This window comes from Aeromicrobium sp. CTD01-1L150 (genome assembly GCF_041951745.1).
Lineage (GTDB): Bacteria > Actinomycetota > Actinomycetes > Propionibacteriales > Nocardioidaceae > Aeromicrobium.
This window is the reverse complement of sequence record NZ_CP169555.1, coordinates 2,147,913-2,162,892: the sequence shown is the minus strand read 5'-3', so window position 1 is coordinate 2,162,892 and position 14,980 is coordinate 2,147,913. Positions and strand designations below refer to the sequence as shown.

Genomic DNA, 14,980 nt, shown 5'->3' with positions numbered 1-14,980 from the left:
ACGTTCCATCGAGGAGGCGGACCCCTGCGCATCGCACTCATGTCCTACCGCAGCAAGCCACATTGCGGCGGCCAAGGCGTCTACGTCCGCCACCTCAGTCGTGAGCTGGCGGCGCTCGGACACACCGTCGAGGTGTTCTCCGGACAGCCCTATCCAGAGCTCGACGAGGGCGTCACGCTGACGAAGGTTCCGTCGCTGGACCTCTACCGCGAGCCCGATCCGTTCCGCACGCCGTCGTGGCGGGAGTTCCGCGACCTCCTGGACGTCCGCGAGGTCCTGACGATGTGGACCGCCGGCTTTCCTGAGCCGCAGACCTTCTCCCGACGCGTGGCGCGGCTGATGAGGCGCCGCAGGGGCGACTTCGACGTCGTCCACGACAACCAGTCCCTCGGTGACGGCCTGCTCGACATCGCCGCCTCAGGGCTCCCGGTGATCGCCACCCTTCACCACCCGATCACCTTCGACCGGCGTATCGACATCGCCAACGCTCCGAGCCTGCGCAAGAAGCTCGCCCTCCGGCGCTGGTACGGCTTCCTGCGCATGCAGCGCAAGGTCGTCCGGCGGCTGCCCAAGGTCCTCACCGTCTCGGAGTCCAGCCGTCGCGACATCGTGACCGACTTCGGCGTCGACCCGGCACACCTGGAGGTCATCCCCCTCGGCGTCGACGACGTGTTCGTGCCGACCGGGCCGCGAGTTCCCGGCCGCATCATCGCGATGGCCAGCGCGGACGCGCCGATGAAGGGCATCGCCACGCTGTTGGAGGCATTTGCCAAGCTGCGCACGGAGCGTGACCTCGAGCTGGTTCTCGTCGCCACCCTCAAGCCCGGCGGACCCACCGAACGACTCGTCGACGAGCTGGACATCGCCGAGCACGTGTCGTTCGTGAGCGGACTCAGCGACACCGAGCTCGTGGAGATCATGGGTTCGGCCGAGCTCGCCTGCGTCCCCTCGCTGTACGAAGGGTTCTCACTCCCCACGGCGGAGCTGATGGCCTGCGAGACTCCGTTGGTGGTCAGCCGGGCCGGAGCGATCCCCGAGGTCGTCGGTGACGATGGCGAGTGCGCCACCCTGGTGACCCCGGGCGACGTCGGCGAGCTCACCGCAGCCATCGCCGAGCTCCTCGACGACCCTGAGCGACGTGCGGCCATGGGGCGTGCCGGGCGGGAACGAGTACTGGAGAAGTTCAGCTGGCGTGCCGTGGCCAAGGCCACCGTCGCCGCCTACCAAGAGGTGATCAACCATGCTGACCGTTGAGTTCGACCGGCTGGGACTGCGTTCCGGCGACCGGGTGATCGACATGGGTTGCGGTGCCGGGCGGCACGCTTTCGAGATGTACCGGCGCGGGGCCGACGTCGTGGCGTTCGACCAGGACGCCGACGAGCTGGCGGGCGTCCTGGAGCTGTTCGGGGCGATGAAGGAGGCCGGCGAGGTCCCGGACGGTGCGGAGGCCGACATCAAGGAAGGTGACGCCCTCGCGCTTCCGTTCGCCGACGGTGAGTTCGACCGGGTGGTCGCCTCGGAGGTGCTCGAGCACGTCCCCGCTGACATCCAGGCGATCAGCGAGCTGGTCCGGGTCCTGCGTCCTGGCGGCACGATGGCCGTCACGGTGCCCCGTTGGCTGCCTGAGGTGATCTGCTGGAAGCTCTCGCACGACTACCACGACACGCCGGGCGGCCACATCCGGATCTACTCCGACAAAGAGCTCATCGGCAAGCTCGAGAACGCTGGGATGACCTTCGAGGGCATCGACTACGCGCACGCGCTGCACGCGCCGTACTGGTGGCTCAAGTGCGCCGTGGGGGTGGAGAACGACAAGCACCCCCTCGTGCGGGCGTACCACCAGGTGCTCGTGTGGGACCTCATGAAGACGCCCAGGGTCAGTCTCGCGACCCGCCTGGCGGAGAAGGCCATGAACCCGGTCATCGGCAAGAGCATGGTGCTGTACCTGCGCAAGCCCGACGCCGAGCTGGGCTGAGTGTGCTGACCCACAGGCAGGTGGCACAGACGGCTGATGCCATCGTCGCCATGCAGGAGCCGGACGGTGCCATCCCCTGGACGACGGGGGACAGGACAGATGTCTGGGACCACGTCGAGTGCGCGATGGCACTCGTCGTGGGTGGTCGCCACGATGCCGCCATGGCGGCGTACGACTGGTGCATGCGGACCCAGCGACCGGATGGTTCCTGGCCGATGACCGTCATCGAGGGAGTGGTCGACGACGCGAGCACCGAGTCGAACATGACGGCCTACCTCGCGGTCGGCGTGCTGCACCACTGGCGCGTCTGTAGAGATCGCGCATTCGTCGAGCGGATGTGGCCCGTGGTGCGGCGCGCGCTGGACCTCGTCGTCAGCATGCAGCTGCCCTTCGGTGGTGTGGCGTGGTCACGCGCGTGGGGTGCCGCCGGGTCCGACACTGGGCCCGGTGACGCTGGTCCTGGCACGGTGCCCGTTGCCGGGGCCCTGCTCGCGGGCAGCTCGAGCATCTACCAGGCCCTGCGGTGCGGTGTCGCCCTCGCTGAGCTGATGGACGACCCGCAACCGGACTGGGAGATGGCCGGTGCACGCCTCGGACACGCGCTCCGCGACCACCGGGAAGGGTTCCTGGACAAGTCCACGTACTCGATGGACTGGTACTACCCGGTGCTCGGCGGTGCTGTGCGCGGTGAGGCAGCCGAGGCGAGGGTGGCCGACCAGTGGGAGACCTTCGTGGTCGACGGACTGGGAGTGCGCTGTGTGAGCACCAATCCCTGGGTGACTGGCGCCGAGACCTGTGAGCTGGTCATGGCGCTGGCCGCGATCGACGACCATCGTGCCGCGAGGCTCTTCGCGGACATGCAGCACCTGCGCACCGACGAGGGGGCCTACTGGACCGGGCTGGTCTACCCCGAGCACGTCAACTGGCCGCAGGAGCACTCCACGTTCACGGCAGCGGCGGTGATCCTCGCGTGGGACGTGCTCACGGGGACCACCCCCGGCGCCGGCGTCATGAGCGGCCGTGAGATCGGGGTGGAGTTCCCCGACGCCCTCGACGAGATCGCGCTGGAGTGCGACTGCCGGACGGCCTCACGCGTCCGATAGCTCGAGCGGCTCTCCGGCGTCTCCGCGCGTGCGCGTCAGCACCCGCATCGAGCCGATGCTCTCGCGTGGCTCGAAGCTGCCGGAGCGCACGGCACGCTGCCACACGTGAAATGGCGCCTGCCCGCCGTCCTCCGGCCGCTCGAAGACGTCGTGGATCACCAAGGCACCTCCACTGGCCACCCAGGGGGCAAAGCCGGTGTAGTCGTTCTGGGCGTGCACCTCGGCGTGACCGCCGTCGATGAACAACAGGCTGACCGGGGTGCGCCACCACTCGGCGATGCTGGTCGAGTGGCCCACGACGGCGTTCACCTGATCCTCCAGACCTGCGTGGGCGAGTGTCCTCCGAAAGAACGGCAGGGTGTCCATCAGGCCCAGCTGGTCGTCGACGAGGGACGGGTCGTGGTGCTCCCAGCCGGCCTGGTTCTCCTCAGACCCGCGGTGGTGATCGATCGTCAGCACGGTGCCGCCGACCTCCCGCGCTGCGGCGCCGAGGTAGATCGCGGACTTGCCGCAGTAGGTGCCGATCTCCAGCACCGGACCGTGCGGGAGCCGCTCGCGCGCCAGCCGGTGAAGGAGGGCTCCCTCGTCGTGCGGCATGAAGCCCTTGGCTGCCTGGGCATGGGCGAGCAGGTCGGCGGGCATCTGCGGATCCATGGGACTACTCTGCCCGTGCCGTGCGCATCAGGGGAGAGGTGGTGGTCAACCGCAGTAGTCGCACTGGCCCGTGGTGGGCAGGGCGGTGAAGCAGGTCGGGCAGACGGCCGCCTTCGTGCGCTCTGCCGTCCTGGTGGGCGCTGCGCTGCGTGAGGTTCGGGGCGGGGATGCAGCGCGGGAGCGTGGGGCGGAGCGGCGGCGCAGGAGGTGCTCGGTGGATCCGCCGCCGGAGGGCAGGTCCGCGGCGAGTGCCCGGTAGCAGGCGAGCCGGTCCTCGGCCGCTCGCTGCTCGGCGTCGCTGACCTGTACGCCGTTGGTCAGGGCGACGATCCGGGCGTAGGTCTCGCCCACGGTCCCGTCGCGCTGGACGCACAACGACGCGAGGGGCGGATCGCCGCCACGGTCGGCGGCGAGGGCGATCATCTCCACGAGGTCGCCGATCCAGGTGCGGCGCTGCGTCGGGCTGTCGACGCCGGTGCGGCTCACGACCTCATCGGCCAGCTGGTAGGTGGTGATCACGCCGCCGTAGCGTCCTGCCGTCTCACGCAGGACCTCCAGTGCGGCAGGCGTCCAACGGGCGAACTGGGGGAGTATCCGAGCCACGGCGACGAGGCTACCGGTGGCGTCGCAGCGGCGGGGGTGCCGGGCCGGGGGCGGTGAGAGGCACCGTCCTCATGTGATGTCGGCGACCGTGGCCTGCAGCGACTCGACGAGGGCGTCGGCGTCCACCCACAGGCTGTGTCCGTGGTCACCGGCGCCCATCGAGATCCGACGGCCGGTGATGGAAGCGTCGGCCACCACCGGCCAGGCCGTCGTGGAGCCGAGCGGCGTGATGGTGCCACGCTCGTAGCCCGTGGCGGCCAGGGCCTGCTCGGCATCGGGCAGCTGCAGCTTGTTGACGCCCACCACGGACCGGAGCTTCTTCCAGGCGATCTGCCGGTCGCCGGGCACGAGCACGAACAGGAAGGTGCCGTCGCTGCGCTTGGCGACGAGAGTCTTCACGATGTCGCGGGGCTCGATTCCTTGCAGCGCCGCGGCCTCCTCCAGCGACGACGCGGTACCGCGTTCCACCACTTCGATCTCCAGGCCGCGTTCGGCGGCGTCCGCGGCAGCACGCTCGGTTCCCATGGAGCCATCGTGCCCGAGGGTGGGAGGAGCTGCTCCGTCGAGTGATCGGGAACGGGCCTGCATCGTCGTCCGGTTACTCGTGCGTAACGTGATGGGCCACACGTTCGTTGGGCACGGCAAGACTCCGCCTCGCGGAGTGAATCGACCTGGGGGTACCCATGAGACGACCTCTCCTGACCGCGACCGTCGCCGGCGCCGCACTGGCCCTGGTGCTGGGAAGCACCTCGGCGCAGGCCGAGCCGGACGGCGCCGCCCGTATCCAGCCGTTCCTGGCCCAGCAGCTCGACGGCCTGACGGCGTCGGCACCGGCTGTGGCGATGATCCACGGCGAGACCACCGCAGACGCCCAGCAGGCCGTACAGGACGCCGGAATGCGAGAGGTCACACGCTTCGACCGCGTCGGTGTCGTGGCTGCCGTCGGCACCAAGAAGCAGATTCAGCAGGCACGTGAGGCAGACGGCGTCACCTACGTCGAGGGCAACCAGCCGGTGGAGTACCACCAGCACACCTCCAACCAGGCCACCCGCGGCGCTGAGGCCGCCGCCGACCTCACCGACGACCAGGGGCGCGCCCTGACCGGCGAGGGCGTGAGCGTCGCGGTCATCGACTCCGGCGTGGACCCCACTCACCCGTACCTGCGTGGCGCCACCGTGGCCAACCTCAAGACGGTCTGCCTGCCGGTCATCGAGGCGCTGTGTCACGTGCAGCGCGTCCCGAACTTCCTCGACACCGACACGCTGTCGGTCGGCGGACACGGCACGCACGTCTCCGGCATCGCCGTGGGGCGCCCGACCACCCTCACCAACGGTGAGGAGCTCCAGGGGGCCGCACCCGGCGCCAGCCTCGTCTCCATCTCCACCGGCGTCGCCGTGCTGATCCTCGGTGCCGACTCCGCCCTCAACTGGGTGCTGGAGAACCACGAGCGGCCGTGCGGCGACGGTGTCTCGGCCGACGAGTGTCCCCCGATCAAGGTCACCAACAACTCCTACGGCCCCAGCGGTGGTGGCGCGTTCGACCCTGAGTCCACCACGGTCAAGCTGCAGCGTGCCTTGGCCGAGGAAGGCGTCGTCACCGTGTGGGCCGCCGGCAACGACGGGGGCGATGGCAGCGAGAGCCTGACCAACCCGCCGGGTCAGGACCCCACCGGCGGAATCATCTCCGTGGCGTCCTACTACGACGAGGACACCGGCACCCGCGACGGCCAGGTCTCCTCCTTCTCCAGTCGTGGCGACCAGAGCGACCGGAGCACCTGGCCCGATCTGTCGGCACCCGGTGAGGACATCACCTCGGCCTGCCGTCCGACGCTGCCGATCTGCACCACCGGCCTGGACTTCAAGAACGGACCGGGACCGCTGGACATCGGTACGTTCAACACGATCAGCGGCACGTCGATGGCCGCACCGCACGTCGCCGGGGCGGTCGCGCAGCTGTTCCAGGCCAACCCGAACGCCACACCGGCGCAGGTCGAGCAGGCGCTGACGTCGACGGCGCACAAGTTCACCGACGGTGCCGGCTACGTCGGCGGGACGTCCTTCGACAAGGGCCACGGTCTGATGGACGTCGTGGCCGCCGTGGAGGCCGTGCGCTGACTCAGACCACGGTCAGCCGCTCCGGCGACGCGTCTCGGGACGGGTCTCGGGCCCGGGTCGCCGCAGCGGCTGGCCGTGCACGCTCAGCAGGACAGTCGGCGGGCACCGTCTGGGGCACTCAGGGGACAGCTGTCCCCTCGACGCCGTAGGTTCGGACCGTGCCCTTGACGATCCATCGCGCCGAGCGCGCCGACGCGTTGCTCGATGGCCTGGCCGGCCTGCTGGAGCAGCCACCGCAGGATCCTTTCGAGCGCGACGTCGTGGTGGTCGGGGCCTCAGGGGTGGAGCGTTGGCTCGCCCAGAGCCTCAGCCATCGGCTCGGCGCCACCGACGGCCGCCAGGACGGCATCTGCGCCGGCGTCGACCTCGTGCGACCGGCACACCTGCTGACGGGGCTCACCGGCGCGGAGGGCAACGCCCGCGAGCTCGACGATCCCTGGGCGCCCGGGCGGCTGGCCTGGACGGTGCTCGACGTCCTCGAGCACGCCATCGACGAGGACTGGCTGAGCGTCGTCGCCACGCACGTCGGTCACGGGTTGCCCGAGCGCGACGAGGCGCTGCGGCGCAGTCGCCGCTACACCACGGCCCGGCGCACGGCCTCGCTCCTGCACGGCTACGCCGTCCAGCGGCCGTGGATGGTGCAGGGCTGGCTGGACGGCGACGACACCGACGGCGAGGGCCACGAGCTGCCCGCGGCGTGCCGATGGCAGGCCGAGGTGTGGCGCCGCGCGGTGCACCGTCTCCAGGCTCACCCCTCGCCCGACCAGCGGCTCGCCGCCACCGCCGAGGCCCTCCGCGAGGACCCCAGCAGGTTCGCACTCCCGGCGCGGCTGTCGTTCTTCGGCCACACGAGGATGGCGGCCGCCGAGCTGGACGTCGTCGACGCGCTCGCCCGCGGCCGCGACGTCCACCTGTGGCTGCCGCAAGCAGCCAGGAGGAAGCAGTCGGAGGACGGCAACGCACTGCTCGCCTCCTGCGGGCGCGACGCCGCCGAGCTCGATGAGTCCCTGCTGCGGCTGCCCAGCAACCCGCAGCTGGAGCACCTCGGCGCCCCGGAACGCCCGGCCACGCTGCTGGGCCACCTGCAGCGCGACATCGCTGCCGATGCGCCGGGCGGCGACCGCGCGCTGGATCCGGCAGACCGATCCGTGCAGGTGCACGCCTGCCACGGTCCCGCCCGGCAGGTCGACGTCCTGCGCGAGGTGGTGCTCGGCCTGCTGGAGGACGACCCCACCCTCGAGCCCCGCGACATCCTCATCATGTGCCCCGACGTCGAGACGTTCGCGCCGCTCGTACAGGCAGCATTCGGGCTTGACGACGTCGACGGCGCGGAGCACCCCGGGCACCAGCTGCGTGTCCGCCTCGCCGATCGCGCCGCCTCCGCCGTGAACCCGGTGGCCGAGGTCCTGCAGCGGGTGCTGGCGATCGCCGCGGCGGGCCGCACCAGCGCCGCCGAGGTGCGGGACCTGCTCGCCCTGGCTCCGGTCCGACGTCGTTTCGGCCTCAGCGAGGACGACCTCGAGCAGCTGGAGGACTGGACCGCCGCGACAGCCGTGCGCTGGGGGGTCGACGCCGACGCCCGCTCCACGTGGGGCCTGGGAGGACTGGCGCAGAACACGTGGGAGGTTGGTCTGGACCGTCTGGCGCTGGGCGTGGTGACCGAGCCCGGTAGCGGCAACCGGCTCGGCGGCATCCTGCCCCTGGACGACCTCGCCAGCACGGGCGTCGACCTCGTCGGCCGGGTGCACGAGGCCATGGCCCGGCTCGCCGACCTGCTCGGGGCTGCGCACACCCGACCCCTTGGAGAGTGGGTCGAGCTGCTCAGCCGCAGCGTCGACGCCCTCACCGACGTCGCGCCCCGTAACGCCTGGCAGCGCGAGCAGGTGCTGCGCAGGCTCGCCCGTCTCGACGTCGACGCCGACGGGCAGCTCACCGTGGTGGAGATGGCTGCCGTGCTGGAGGACGTCTTCGCGGCCCGCCCCACACGCACGAGCTTTCGCACGGGCTCGCTCACGGTGTGCACCATGGTGCCGATGCGCTCGGTGCCGCATCGTGCGGTCTGCCTGCTGGGCCTGGACGCTGACGTCTTCCCTCGCACGCCCACACCACTCGGTGATGACGTCCTGGCCAGGCACCGGCTCGCGGGGGAGCGCGATGCTGCCAGCGAGGACCGGCAGCTGTTCCTCGACGCGCTGATGTCGGCCACCGAGCACCTGGTGATCACCTACACCGGTGCCAGCGAGCACACCGGACGGCCCCTGCCGGCGGCCACGCCGGTGGGCGAGATGCTCGACCAGCTCGAGCGCAGCGTGCGCGGTGACGTGCGTGCCCACGTCATCACCCGCCACCCGTTGCAGGCCTTTGATGCGCGCTCGTTCACGCCCGGTGCCCTGGTGCCGGAGCGGCCGTTCAGCTTCGACGTCGCCGCCCTGGCCGGCGCCCGGGCCACGGTGCGTCCCGCGGTCCCTCAGCCGGGCTTCCTGCCGCAACGGCTGGAGCCCCACAGTGACACGGTCGTCACCCTGGACGACCTGCGATCCTTCCTCCGCCACCCCGTGCGCTTCTTCGTGCAGGGCCGGCTGGACGTCAGGCTCCCGTACGAGTCTGACCCGCAGGATGAGGGCATCCCGCTGGCGCTGGACCACCTGCAGCAGTGGCAGCTCCACCAGCGGATCCTTGCGTCCGTCCTCGCCGGCGTCACCGGACCGCAAGCCGAGGCGGACGAGCGCCGGCGCGGCCTGCTGCCACCGGGTGTGCTCGCCGACGGCGCCCTGGCGTCCTCGCGCGAGCTCGTGGGCCGGCTGTTCGAGGTCGCCGCACCGTTGCGCACAGGCACCGCCGCCAGCATCGACGTCGACGTGACGCTGCCGGACGGTCGGCGGGTGGTGGGTACGGTGGGCGACGTCCACCCCGGGGTCCTCGTGGCCGTCACTCCATCCACGCTCAAGGGGCGCCAGCTGCTGCTGCCATGGGTCGACGTGCTGGCGCTCGCCGCCACTGGCGAGGGCCGTCCAGCACGTCTGGTGGGCCGGGTACGTCGCGGACGTGGCGCTGCGCCCGGCACGGTGAACATCGCTGCTCCGGAGCAGCAGGAGGCCGTCGCGCTGCTCGCCGAGCTCCTCGACCTCTGGAGCGCCGGCACGTCCATGGCGCTTCCGTTGCCGGTCAAGACCTCCCAGGTGGTGGCCGAGCAGCTGCGCGAGCACGACCTCGTGACGGCGGAGGACGCCGCGCGCTGGGAGTGGGGTGGCAACCGGAACAGGGGGATCGACGGCGAGGACGTCGACCCGTACCACGTGCTCGCCTTCGGGTCGGGATGCACGGTCTCCGACCTGATGGTGCGCGGCATGGATCGCGACGCGATGCGCCTGTGGACGCCCCTGCTCGACAGGCTGGGGCGGGCATGAGCGCGCCCGAGGAGTTCCGGATCGCCGATCCGCTGCCTGCAGGCGGCACCACGCTGCTGGAGGCCAGTGCGGGCACCGGCAAGACGTGGGCCATCGCCGCACTCGTCACCCGGTACGTCGCCGAAGGGGTCGCTGAGCTCGACGACCTGCTGGTGGTCACCTTCGGACGCGCTGCCAGTGCCGAGCTCAAGGACCGTGTCCGCGAGCGGCTCGTGGAGGCCGAGCAGGTGCTCGCCTCGGGCCTGGCACCCGGCGCCGACGCCCTGCTCACGGGTCTGCTCGACGCCGACGACGCCGAGCAGACCGCGCGACACCGCCGTCTCCGCCGAGCCGTCGCGCGGTTCGACGAGGCCACCATCACCACCACACACGGGTTCTGCCACGCCGTGCTGCGCAGCCTCGGCACCGCCGGTGACGTCGAGCCCGGGTCCTCGCTCGTGCAGGACGACGGCGACATCGTCGAGGACGTGGTGGCCGACCTCTACCTGCAGGCCGTCGGTCGGGGACAGGCGCCGCCGTTCAGTCCCGCGGAGGCGCACATGCTCGGCACCCGCGCCGTGGGCGACCCGGCCGCGGTCCTGCTGCCCACCGATGCCGAGCCGGACTCCGAACCGGACCTGCGCCGACGCTTCGCCGCAGCGGTCCGCGAGGAGTCGGCTCGGCGCCGGCTGGCCGCGCGCACCCTCTCCTACGACGACCTCCTGCAGCGGCTCGCCGAGGCACTGCAGGCCGATGGATCGGCTGCTCGCACGGTCATGCGCGATCGCTGGCGCATCGTGCTCGTCGATGAGTTCCAGGACACCGACCCGGTGCAGTGGCAGATCCTGGAGCGGGCCTTCGTCGGGCACGCCACCGTCGTGCTCGTGGGCGACCCCAAGCAGGCCATCTACGGCTTCCGTGGGGGTGACGTCCACACCTACCTGAGGGCGGCGAAGCAGGCCGACGTGCGACGCACCCTCGCCCTCAACCATCGCAGTGACGCACCGCTGGTGGCCGCCGTCGATGCCGTCCTGCGGGGGACCCAGCTGGGTGACCCCGAGATCGTCGTGCGGCCGGCGCGTGCGGCGCTGCAAGGGTCGCGGCTCGTGGACCCCGCCGGGGACGCCCCGTTCCGGCTGCGTGCGCTCACTCGCTCCGACGCGCGCGTCGGCGAGGGCAAGCACGTGCCCATCGCCATGGCCAGGGAGCGCATCGCAGCCGACCTCGCCGCGGAGATCGCCGGCCTGATCAGCCGCGACGCCACCTACGACGACGGTGACGGCCCCCGGCCGCTCGGGGCCGGTGACGTCGCCGTCCTGGTCGAGCGGCACGCCGATGCCGACGTCGTCCACGACGCCCTGCTCGTCGCCGGGGTACCTGCCGTCCGTGGCGGCGGGGCGGACGTGCTGCGCAGCGAGGCCGGTCGGCACTGGGTCACTCTGCTGAGCGCTCTGGAGTCGCCGCACCGCAGCGCCCTGGTGCGCGCCGCCGCGCTCGGACCGTTCTTCGGACATGACGCCGTCAGCCTCGATGCCGAGGGAGATGCTCTCACCGACGCCGTCTCCGCGCACCTGCGCGACCTGGCGGACCTGCAGCGTGAGCGGGGGACAGCGGGCCTCGTCGAGGCACTCACGGGGGACGCCAAGGTCGTGGAGCGGGTTCTGGGGCTCGTCGGTGGACGCAGGCTCCTCACCGACCTCGAGCACGTCGGCCACGTGCTGCAGCGCGCCGCCAGGGAGCGTGGACTCGGCCTCTCCGGGTTGCTGCGCTGGCTGCTGGACCGGCGAGCCGACGGCGCCCAGGCAGCGGACCGGGCCCGACGGCTCGACAGCGACGCCGACGCCGTCCAGATCGTCACCACGTTCGTCAGCAAGGGCCTGCAGTACCCCGTGGTCTACGCCCCCTTCCTGTTCAACCGGTGGGACGCCGAGCGCGACGTCCTGCGGCTGCACACGGGCGGAGAGCGTTGCCTCGACGTCGGCGGTGGGGGACCGTCGTGGAGGGAGCACGCCGCCCAGGCGTCGTCGGAGCGGGCCGGTGAGGCGTTGCGCCTGCTGTACGTGGCCATGACCCGCGCCCAGTCGCGGCTCGTCATGCACTGGGCACCCTCCTGGGACTGCACCGGTGCCGGACTGCACCGGCTGCTGTTCCGGCCCGACCCGGACGACCCAGCCGTGCCGGACACGATGGGACGCCCCTCGGACGTCGAGGCGGTGGCCCGGCTCAGGCTGTGGCAGGCGCGTGGCGGGCCGCTCGTGGAGCAGATGCTGACTGAGCCGCGGTCCCTGCCCGACGTCGACACCTCTGCGACACCCCTGGTGGCTCGTGCGCTCACCCGCGACGTCGACCTCACCTGGCGGCGCACCTCCTACAGCTCGCTCGTGCGGCGAGACGACGAGATCTCGGTGGGCAGCGAGCCGTCCGACGTGGGTACGCAGGACGAGCAGCCGATCCAGACGATCACGACGGCGCAGGACCTCGGACCGTCACCGTGGGCCGATCTGGCCGGTGGTGCGGCACTGGGCACGCTCGTGCACGGCGTGCTGGAGGACGTCGACGTCACTGTCTCGGACCTGGCCGCCGAGGTGCGTCGGCAGGTGGACGAGCAGCTGGCACGGCAGCCGCTGGACGTCGACGTCGGCGTCCTGGCGTCGGCGGTCACCGCCGCCCTGCGGACGCCCATGGGACCGCTCGTCGACGACCTCACCCTGGCCGAGGCGCTGGCCCTGAGGCCGCTGCGGGAGCTGGAGTTCGAGCTGCCCCTGGCCGGTGGCGACGCTGGGCTCGCAAGAGCTGGGCCTGCACGGAGCGAGCATGGGCAGCGCGAAGGCGTGGGAAGGCTGGCCGACGTCGCCGACCTCATGGAGTCGCTGCTGTCACCGCAGGACCCGTTGCGCCCGTTCGCACCCGACCTGCGTGACCCCACCCTCGCCGGCCGCACCTTGCACGGCTACCTCAACGGGTCCATCGACCTGCTGATGCGCACCCCGCAGTCACGCACCCTCGTCGTCGACCACAAGACCAACCGGCTCGAAGGCTCCGACGGTGGTCTCGCGGCCTACGCCCCGGACCGGCTCGCCGAGGCCATGCTGCACACCACCTATCCGCTGCAGGCGATGCTCTACACCGTCGCCCAGCACCGGTTCCTGCGGTGGCGGCTGCCGGGCTACCACCCGGACGAGCATCTCGGGGGAGTGCTGTACCTGTTCGTGCGGGGCATGACGGGCCCGGACGTTCCACGCGACGACTCCGGGGCTCCCTACGGCGTCTTCGCGTGGCGTCCGCCGACCGCACTCGTGCTCGGACTCAGCGACCTGCTCGACGGACAGGAGCACGCATGAGAGAGGCGCATGACGCCCAGCTGGTGCACGGTGCCACCGGTCTGCTCGGCGAGCTGAACCGTGCGGAGGTGCTCGCGGCGGCCGACGTCCACGTCGCCCGGCGGGTCGGCGCCCTGGCGGGGGAGTCCGACGACGCGGTGCTGCTGGCTCTCGCCCTGGCGGTGCGGGGCGTGCGGCTCGGCTCCTCCTGCGTCGACCTGAGGGCGGCCGTGGACGAGCTGGTGCGTGAGGCGCCGCAGGTCGAGTGGCCGGGGGACGACTGGTGGGCGCGCGTCGCGGCGAGCCCGCTCTCGCAGGGGGACGACCGCGTCCTCGTCGTCGAGGAGCCGCTGCTGCACCTGGCCCGGTACCACCACCTGGAGCATTCGCTGTGCCGGCGGCTCGCCGCCCGTCTGGAGGCCGATCCGCCCGCCGTCGACGAGGCACGCCTGGATGCGGACCTGGACCGGCTGTTCGCAGGAGACTCCTTCGCCGAGCAGCGCGAGGCGGCACGGCGAGCGGCCACCGGCTGGACGTCGGTGGTCACCGGCGGCCCGGGCACCGGCAAGACCACCACGATCGCCCGCCTGCTCGCCGCACTGTCCGCCCAGCACACCGCCCAACCCACCGCACAGCGTCCGCTCACGGTCGGTCTGGCGGCACCCACCGGCAAGGCCGCCGCCCGGATGCGTGAGGCGATCGCCGGTGCGGCCGCAGCGGACGTCTTCACCGATGACGAGCGCACCTGGCTGACCTCGCTGGACGCGGTGACGCTGCACCGCCTGCTCGGCCCCCGCCCAGACCACCGGACAGCCTTTCGCCACCATGCGGGTCAGAAGCTCGGCCACGACGTCGTGGTGGTGGACGAGACGTCCATGGTCTCGCTACTGATGATGGAGCGTCTGGTCCAGGCGGTCTCACCCACCTGCCGGCTCGTGCTGGTCGGTGACGCCGAGCAGCTGGCCTCCGTGGAGGCCGGAGCGGTGCTGCGTGACGTCATCGACGGGCTCGCCGACGCGGACACGTCGGCCGTCACGCGTCTGACCAGCGGTCACCGCTTCCATGGCGTGATCGGTGACCTCGCGGCCGCCATCGTCGCCGGTGACGCCGACCGGACGCTCGATCTCCTGGAGTCAGACGACCCGGCGGTCAGGTTCGTGGACCCCGACGAGCTGGACGCGGTCGTCGCCGACCGGCCACGGTCCCAGGCTCGCGCCGTCGCCCGGGCGGCCGCCGACGGTGATGTCGAGGCCGGACTGGCAGCGCTGGCCGAGCACCGGATGTTGTGCGCGCACCGTGACGGCCCGTGGGGTGTGCGCACGTGGAACGAGCGACTGGAGCGGGAGGTGCGCACGTTCCCGGATCCGGCCCGACCGTGGTTCGCCGGAAGGCCGGTCCTCCTCACCCGCAACGACGCGAGCCTCGGCGTGCACAACGGTGACGTCGGTGTGACGCTCGATGAGGACGGTCGCCTGGTGGTCCGCCTCGACACCGGGCGCGACGTGTCGGCCGCTCGTATCGCGTTCGCACAGAGCGCCTACGCCAGCACGGTGCACCGCAGCCAGGGCAGCGAGTTCGAGCACGTCACCTTGCTGCTGCCGGAGCAGGACTCCGCCGTGCTCACGCGGGAGCTGCTCTACACCGCGGTCACCCGCACCCGCTCCACGCTCACCGTCGTCGGGACACCCGACGTCGTGCGGCAGGCCGTCGAGCGTCGCACCGCGCGAGCCAGCGGCGTCGCCCGCCGCCTCGCCGGGCTCCTCACGCGCGACTGAACCCGACGTGCTCCCCGCATGGTCGCCGCGCACGTGGACGCCGGTGCCTG

At 71.7% G+C, this 14,980-nt stretch carries 10 protein-coding genes; 7 read left to right on the top strand and 3 right to left on the bottom strand.

Annotated elements, in window-relative coordinates; genetic code table 11:
* The first annotated feature begins 39 nt into the window (after positions 1 to 39).
* The 3 genes from ACEVFP_RS10665 to ACEVFP_RS10655 are packed head-to-tail and all read left to right on the top strand — an operon-like array spanning position 40 to position 3,078.
* Positions 40 to 1,254 carry a glycosyltransferase family 4 protein gene (locus tag ACEVFP_RS10665; protein ID WP_374999440.1) on the top strand — a complete coding sequence of 405 codons (1,215 nt, stop codon included), beginning with the start codon at positions 40 to 42 and terminating at the stop codon, positions 1,252 to 1,254.
* Positions 1,241 to 1,975 carry a class I SAM-dependent methyltransferase gene (locus ACEVFP_RS10660; RefSeq protein WP_374999439.1) on the top strand — a complete coding sequence of 245 codons (735 nt, stop codon included), beginning with the start codon at positions 1,241 to 1,243 and terminating at the stop codon, positions 1,973 to 1,975. The genes ACEVFP_RS10665 and ACEVFP_RS10660 overlap by 14 nt, the downstream gene beginning before the upstream one ends.
* A 2-nt stretch (positions 1,976 to 1,977) precedes the next feature.
* Positions 1,978 to 3,078, top strand: coding sequence for a prenyltransferase (locus ACEVFP_RS10655; RefSeq protein WP_374999438.1), 1,101 nt, complete (start codon positions 1,978 to 1,980; stop codon positions 3,076 to 3,078).
* On the opposite strand, the gene ACEVFP_RS10650 is transcribed toward ACEVFP_RS10655, so the two are convergent.
* The 3 genes from ACEVFP_RS10650 to ACEVFP_RS10640 all read right to left on the bottom strand — a co-directional run bounded on the left by ACEVFP_RS10650 (position 3,064) and on the right by ACEVFP_RS10640 (position 4,860).
* Positions 3,064 to 3,732, bottom strand: coding sequence for a class I SAM-dependent methyltransferase (locus ACEVFP_RS10650; protein ID WP_374999437.1), 669 nt, complete (start codon positions 3,730 to 3,732; stop codon positions 3,064 to 3,066). The two genes, ACEVFP_RS10655 and ACEVFP_RS10650, sit on opposite strands and share 15 nt — an antisense overlap.
* A 45-nt stretch (positions 3,733 to 3,777) precedes the next feature.
* Positions 3,778 to 4,335: a hypothetical protein gene (locus tag ACEVFP_RS10645; RefSeq protein ID WP_374999436.1), complete on the bottom strand. Its 558-nt coding sequence runs from the start codon at positions 4,333 to 4,335 to the stop codon at positions 3,778 to 3,780.
* A gap of 69 nt (positions 4,336 to 4,404) precedes the next feature.
* Positions 4,405 to 4,860 carry an aminoacyl-tRNA deacylase gene (locus ACEVFP_RS10640; RefSeq protein WP_374999435.1) on the bottom strand — a complete coding sequence of 152 codons (456 nt, stop codon included), beginning with the start codon at positions 4,858 to 4,860 and terminating at the stop codon, positions 4,405 to 4,407.
* 158 nt (positions 4,861 to 5,018) lie between these two features.
* Between ACEVFP_RS10640 and ACEVFP_RS10635 the strand changes: the two genes are divergently transcribed.
* From ACEVFP_RS10635 to recD, 4 genes are all read left to right on the top strand, one after another.
* Positions 5,019 to 6,449, top strand: coding sequence for a S8 family serine peptidase (locus tag ACEVFP_RS10635; protein WP_374999434.1), 1,431 nt, complete (start codon positions 5,019 to 5,021; stop codon positions 6,447 to 6,449).
* A 158-nt stretch (positions 6,450 to 6,607) separates the two neighbouring features.
* On the top strand, positions 6,608 to 9,856 hold the full coding sequence (gene recC / locus ACEVFP_RS10630; RefSeq protein ID WP_374999433.1) for an exodeoxyribonuclease V subunit gamma: 3,249 nt from the start codon (positions 6,608 to 6,610) through the stop codon (positions 9,854 to 9,856).
* Positions 9,853 to 13,176, top strand: coding sequence for a UvrD-helicase domain-containing protein (locus ACEVFP_RS10625; protein WP_374999432.1), 3,324 nt, complete (start codon positions 9,853 to 9,855; stop codon positions 13,174 to 13,176). Before recC ends, ACEVFP_RS10625 begins: the two co-directional genes overlap by 4 nt.
* A complete protein-coding gene (gene recD, locus ACEVFP_RS10620; RefSeq protein WP_374999431.1) occupies positions 13,173 to 14,930 on the top strand; it encodes an exodeoxyribonuclease V subunit alpha in 1,758 nt (585 codons plus the stop codon). Before ACEVFP_RS10625 ends, recD begins: the two co-directional genes overlap by 4 nt.
* The last annotated feature ends 50 nt before the right edge of the window (positions 14,931 to 14,980 follow it).

Excerpts from the sequence above, each read along its gene's own strand:
- ACEVFP_RS10635 (WP_374999434.1), top strand. The coding sequence starts at position 5,019 with ATGAGACGACCTCTCCTGACCGCGACCGTCGCCGGCGCCGCACTGGCC.
- ACEVFP_RS10640 (WP_374999435.1), bottom strand. The coding sequence starts at position 4,860 with ATGGGAACCGAGCGTGCTGCCGCGGACGCCGCCGAACGCGGCCTGGAG.
- ACEVFP_RS10625 (WP_374999432.1), top strand. The coding sequence starts at position 9,853 with ATGAGCGCGCCCGAGGAGTTCCGGATCGCCGATCCGCTGCCTGCAGGC.
- ACEVFP_RS10650 (WP_374999437.1), bottom strand. The coding sequence starts at position 3,732 with ATGGATCCGCAGATGCCCGCCGACCTGCTCGCCCATGCCCAGGCAGCC.
- recD (WP_374999431.1), top strand. The coding sequence starts at position 13,173 with ATGAGAGAGGCGCATGACGCCCAGCTGGTGCACGGTGCCACCGGTCTG.
- ACEVFP_RS10660 (WP_374999439.1), top strand. The coding sequence starts at position 1,241 with ATGCTGACCGTTGAGTTCGACCGGCTGGGACTGCGTTCCGGCGACCGG.
- ACEVFP_RS10665 (WP_374999440.1), top strand. The coding sequence starts at position 40 with ATGTCCTACCGCAGCAAGCCACATTGCGGCGGCCAAGGCGTCTACGTC.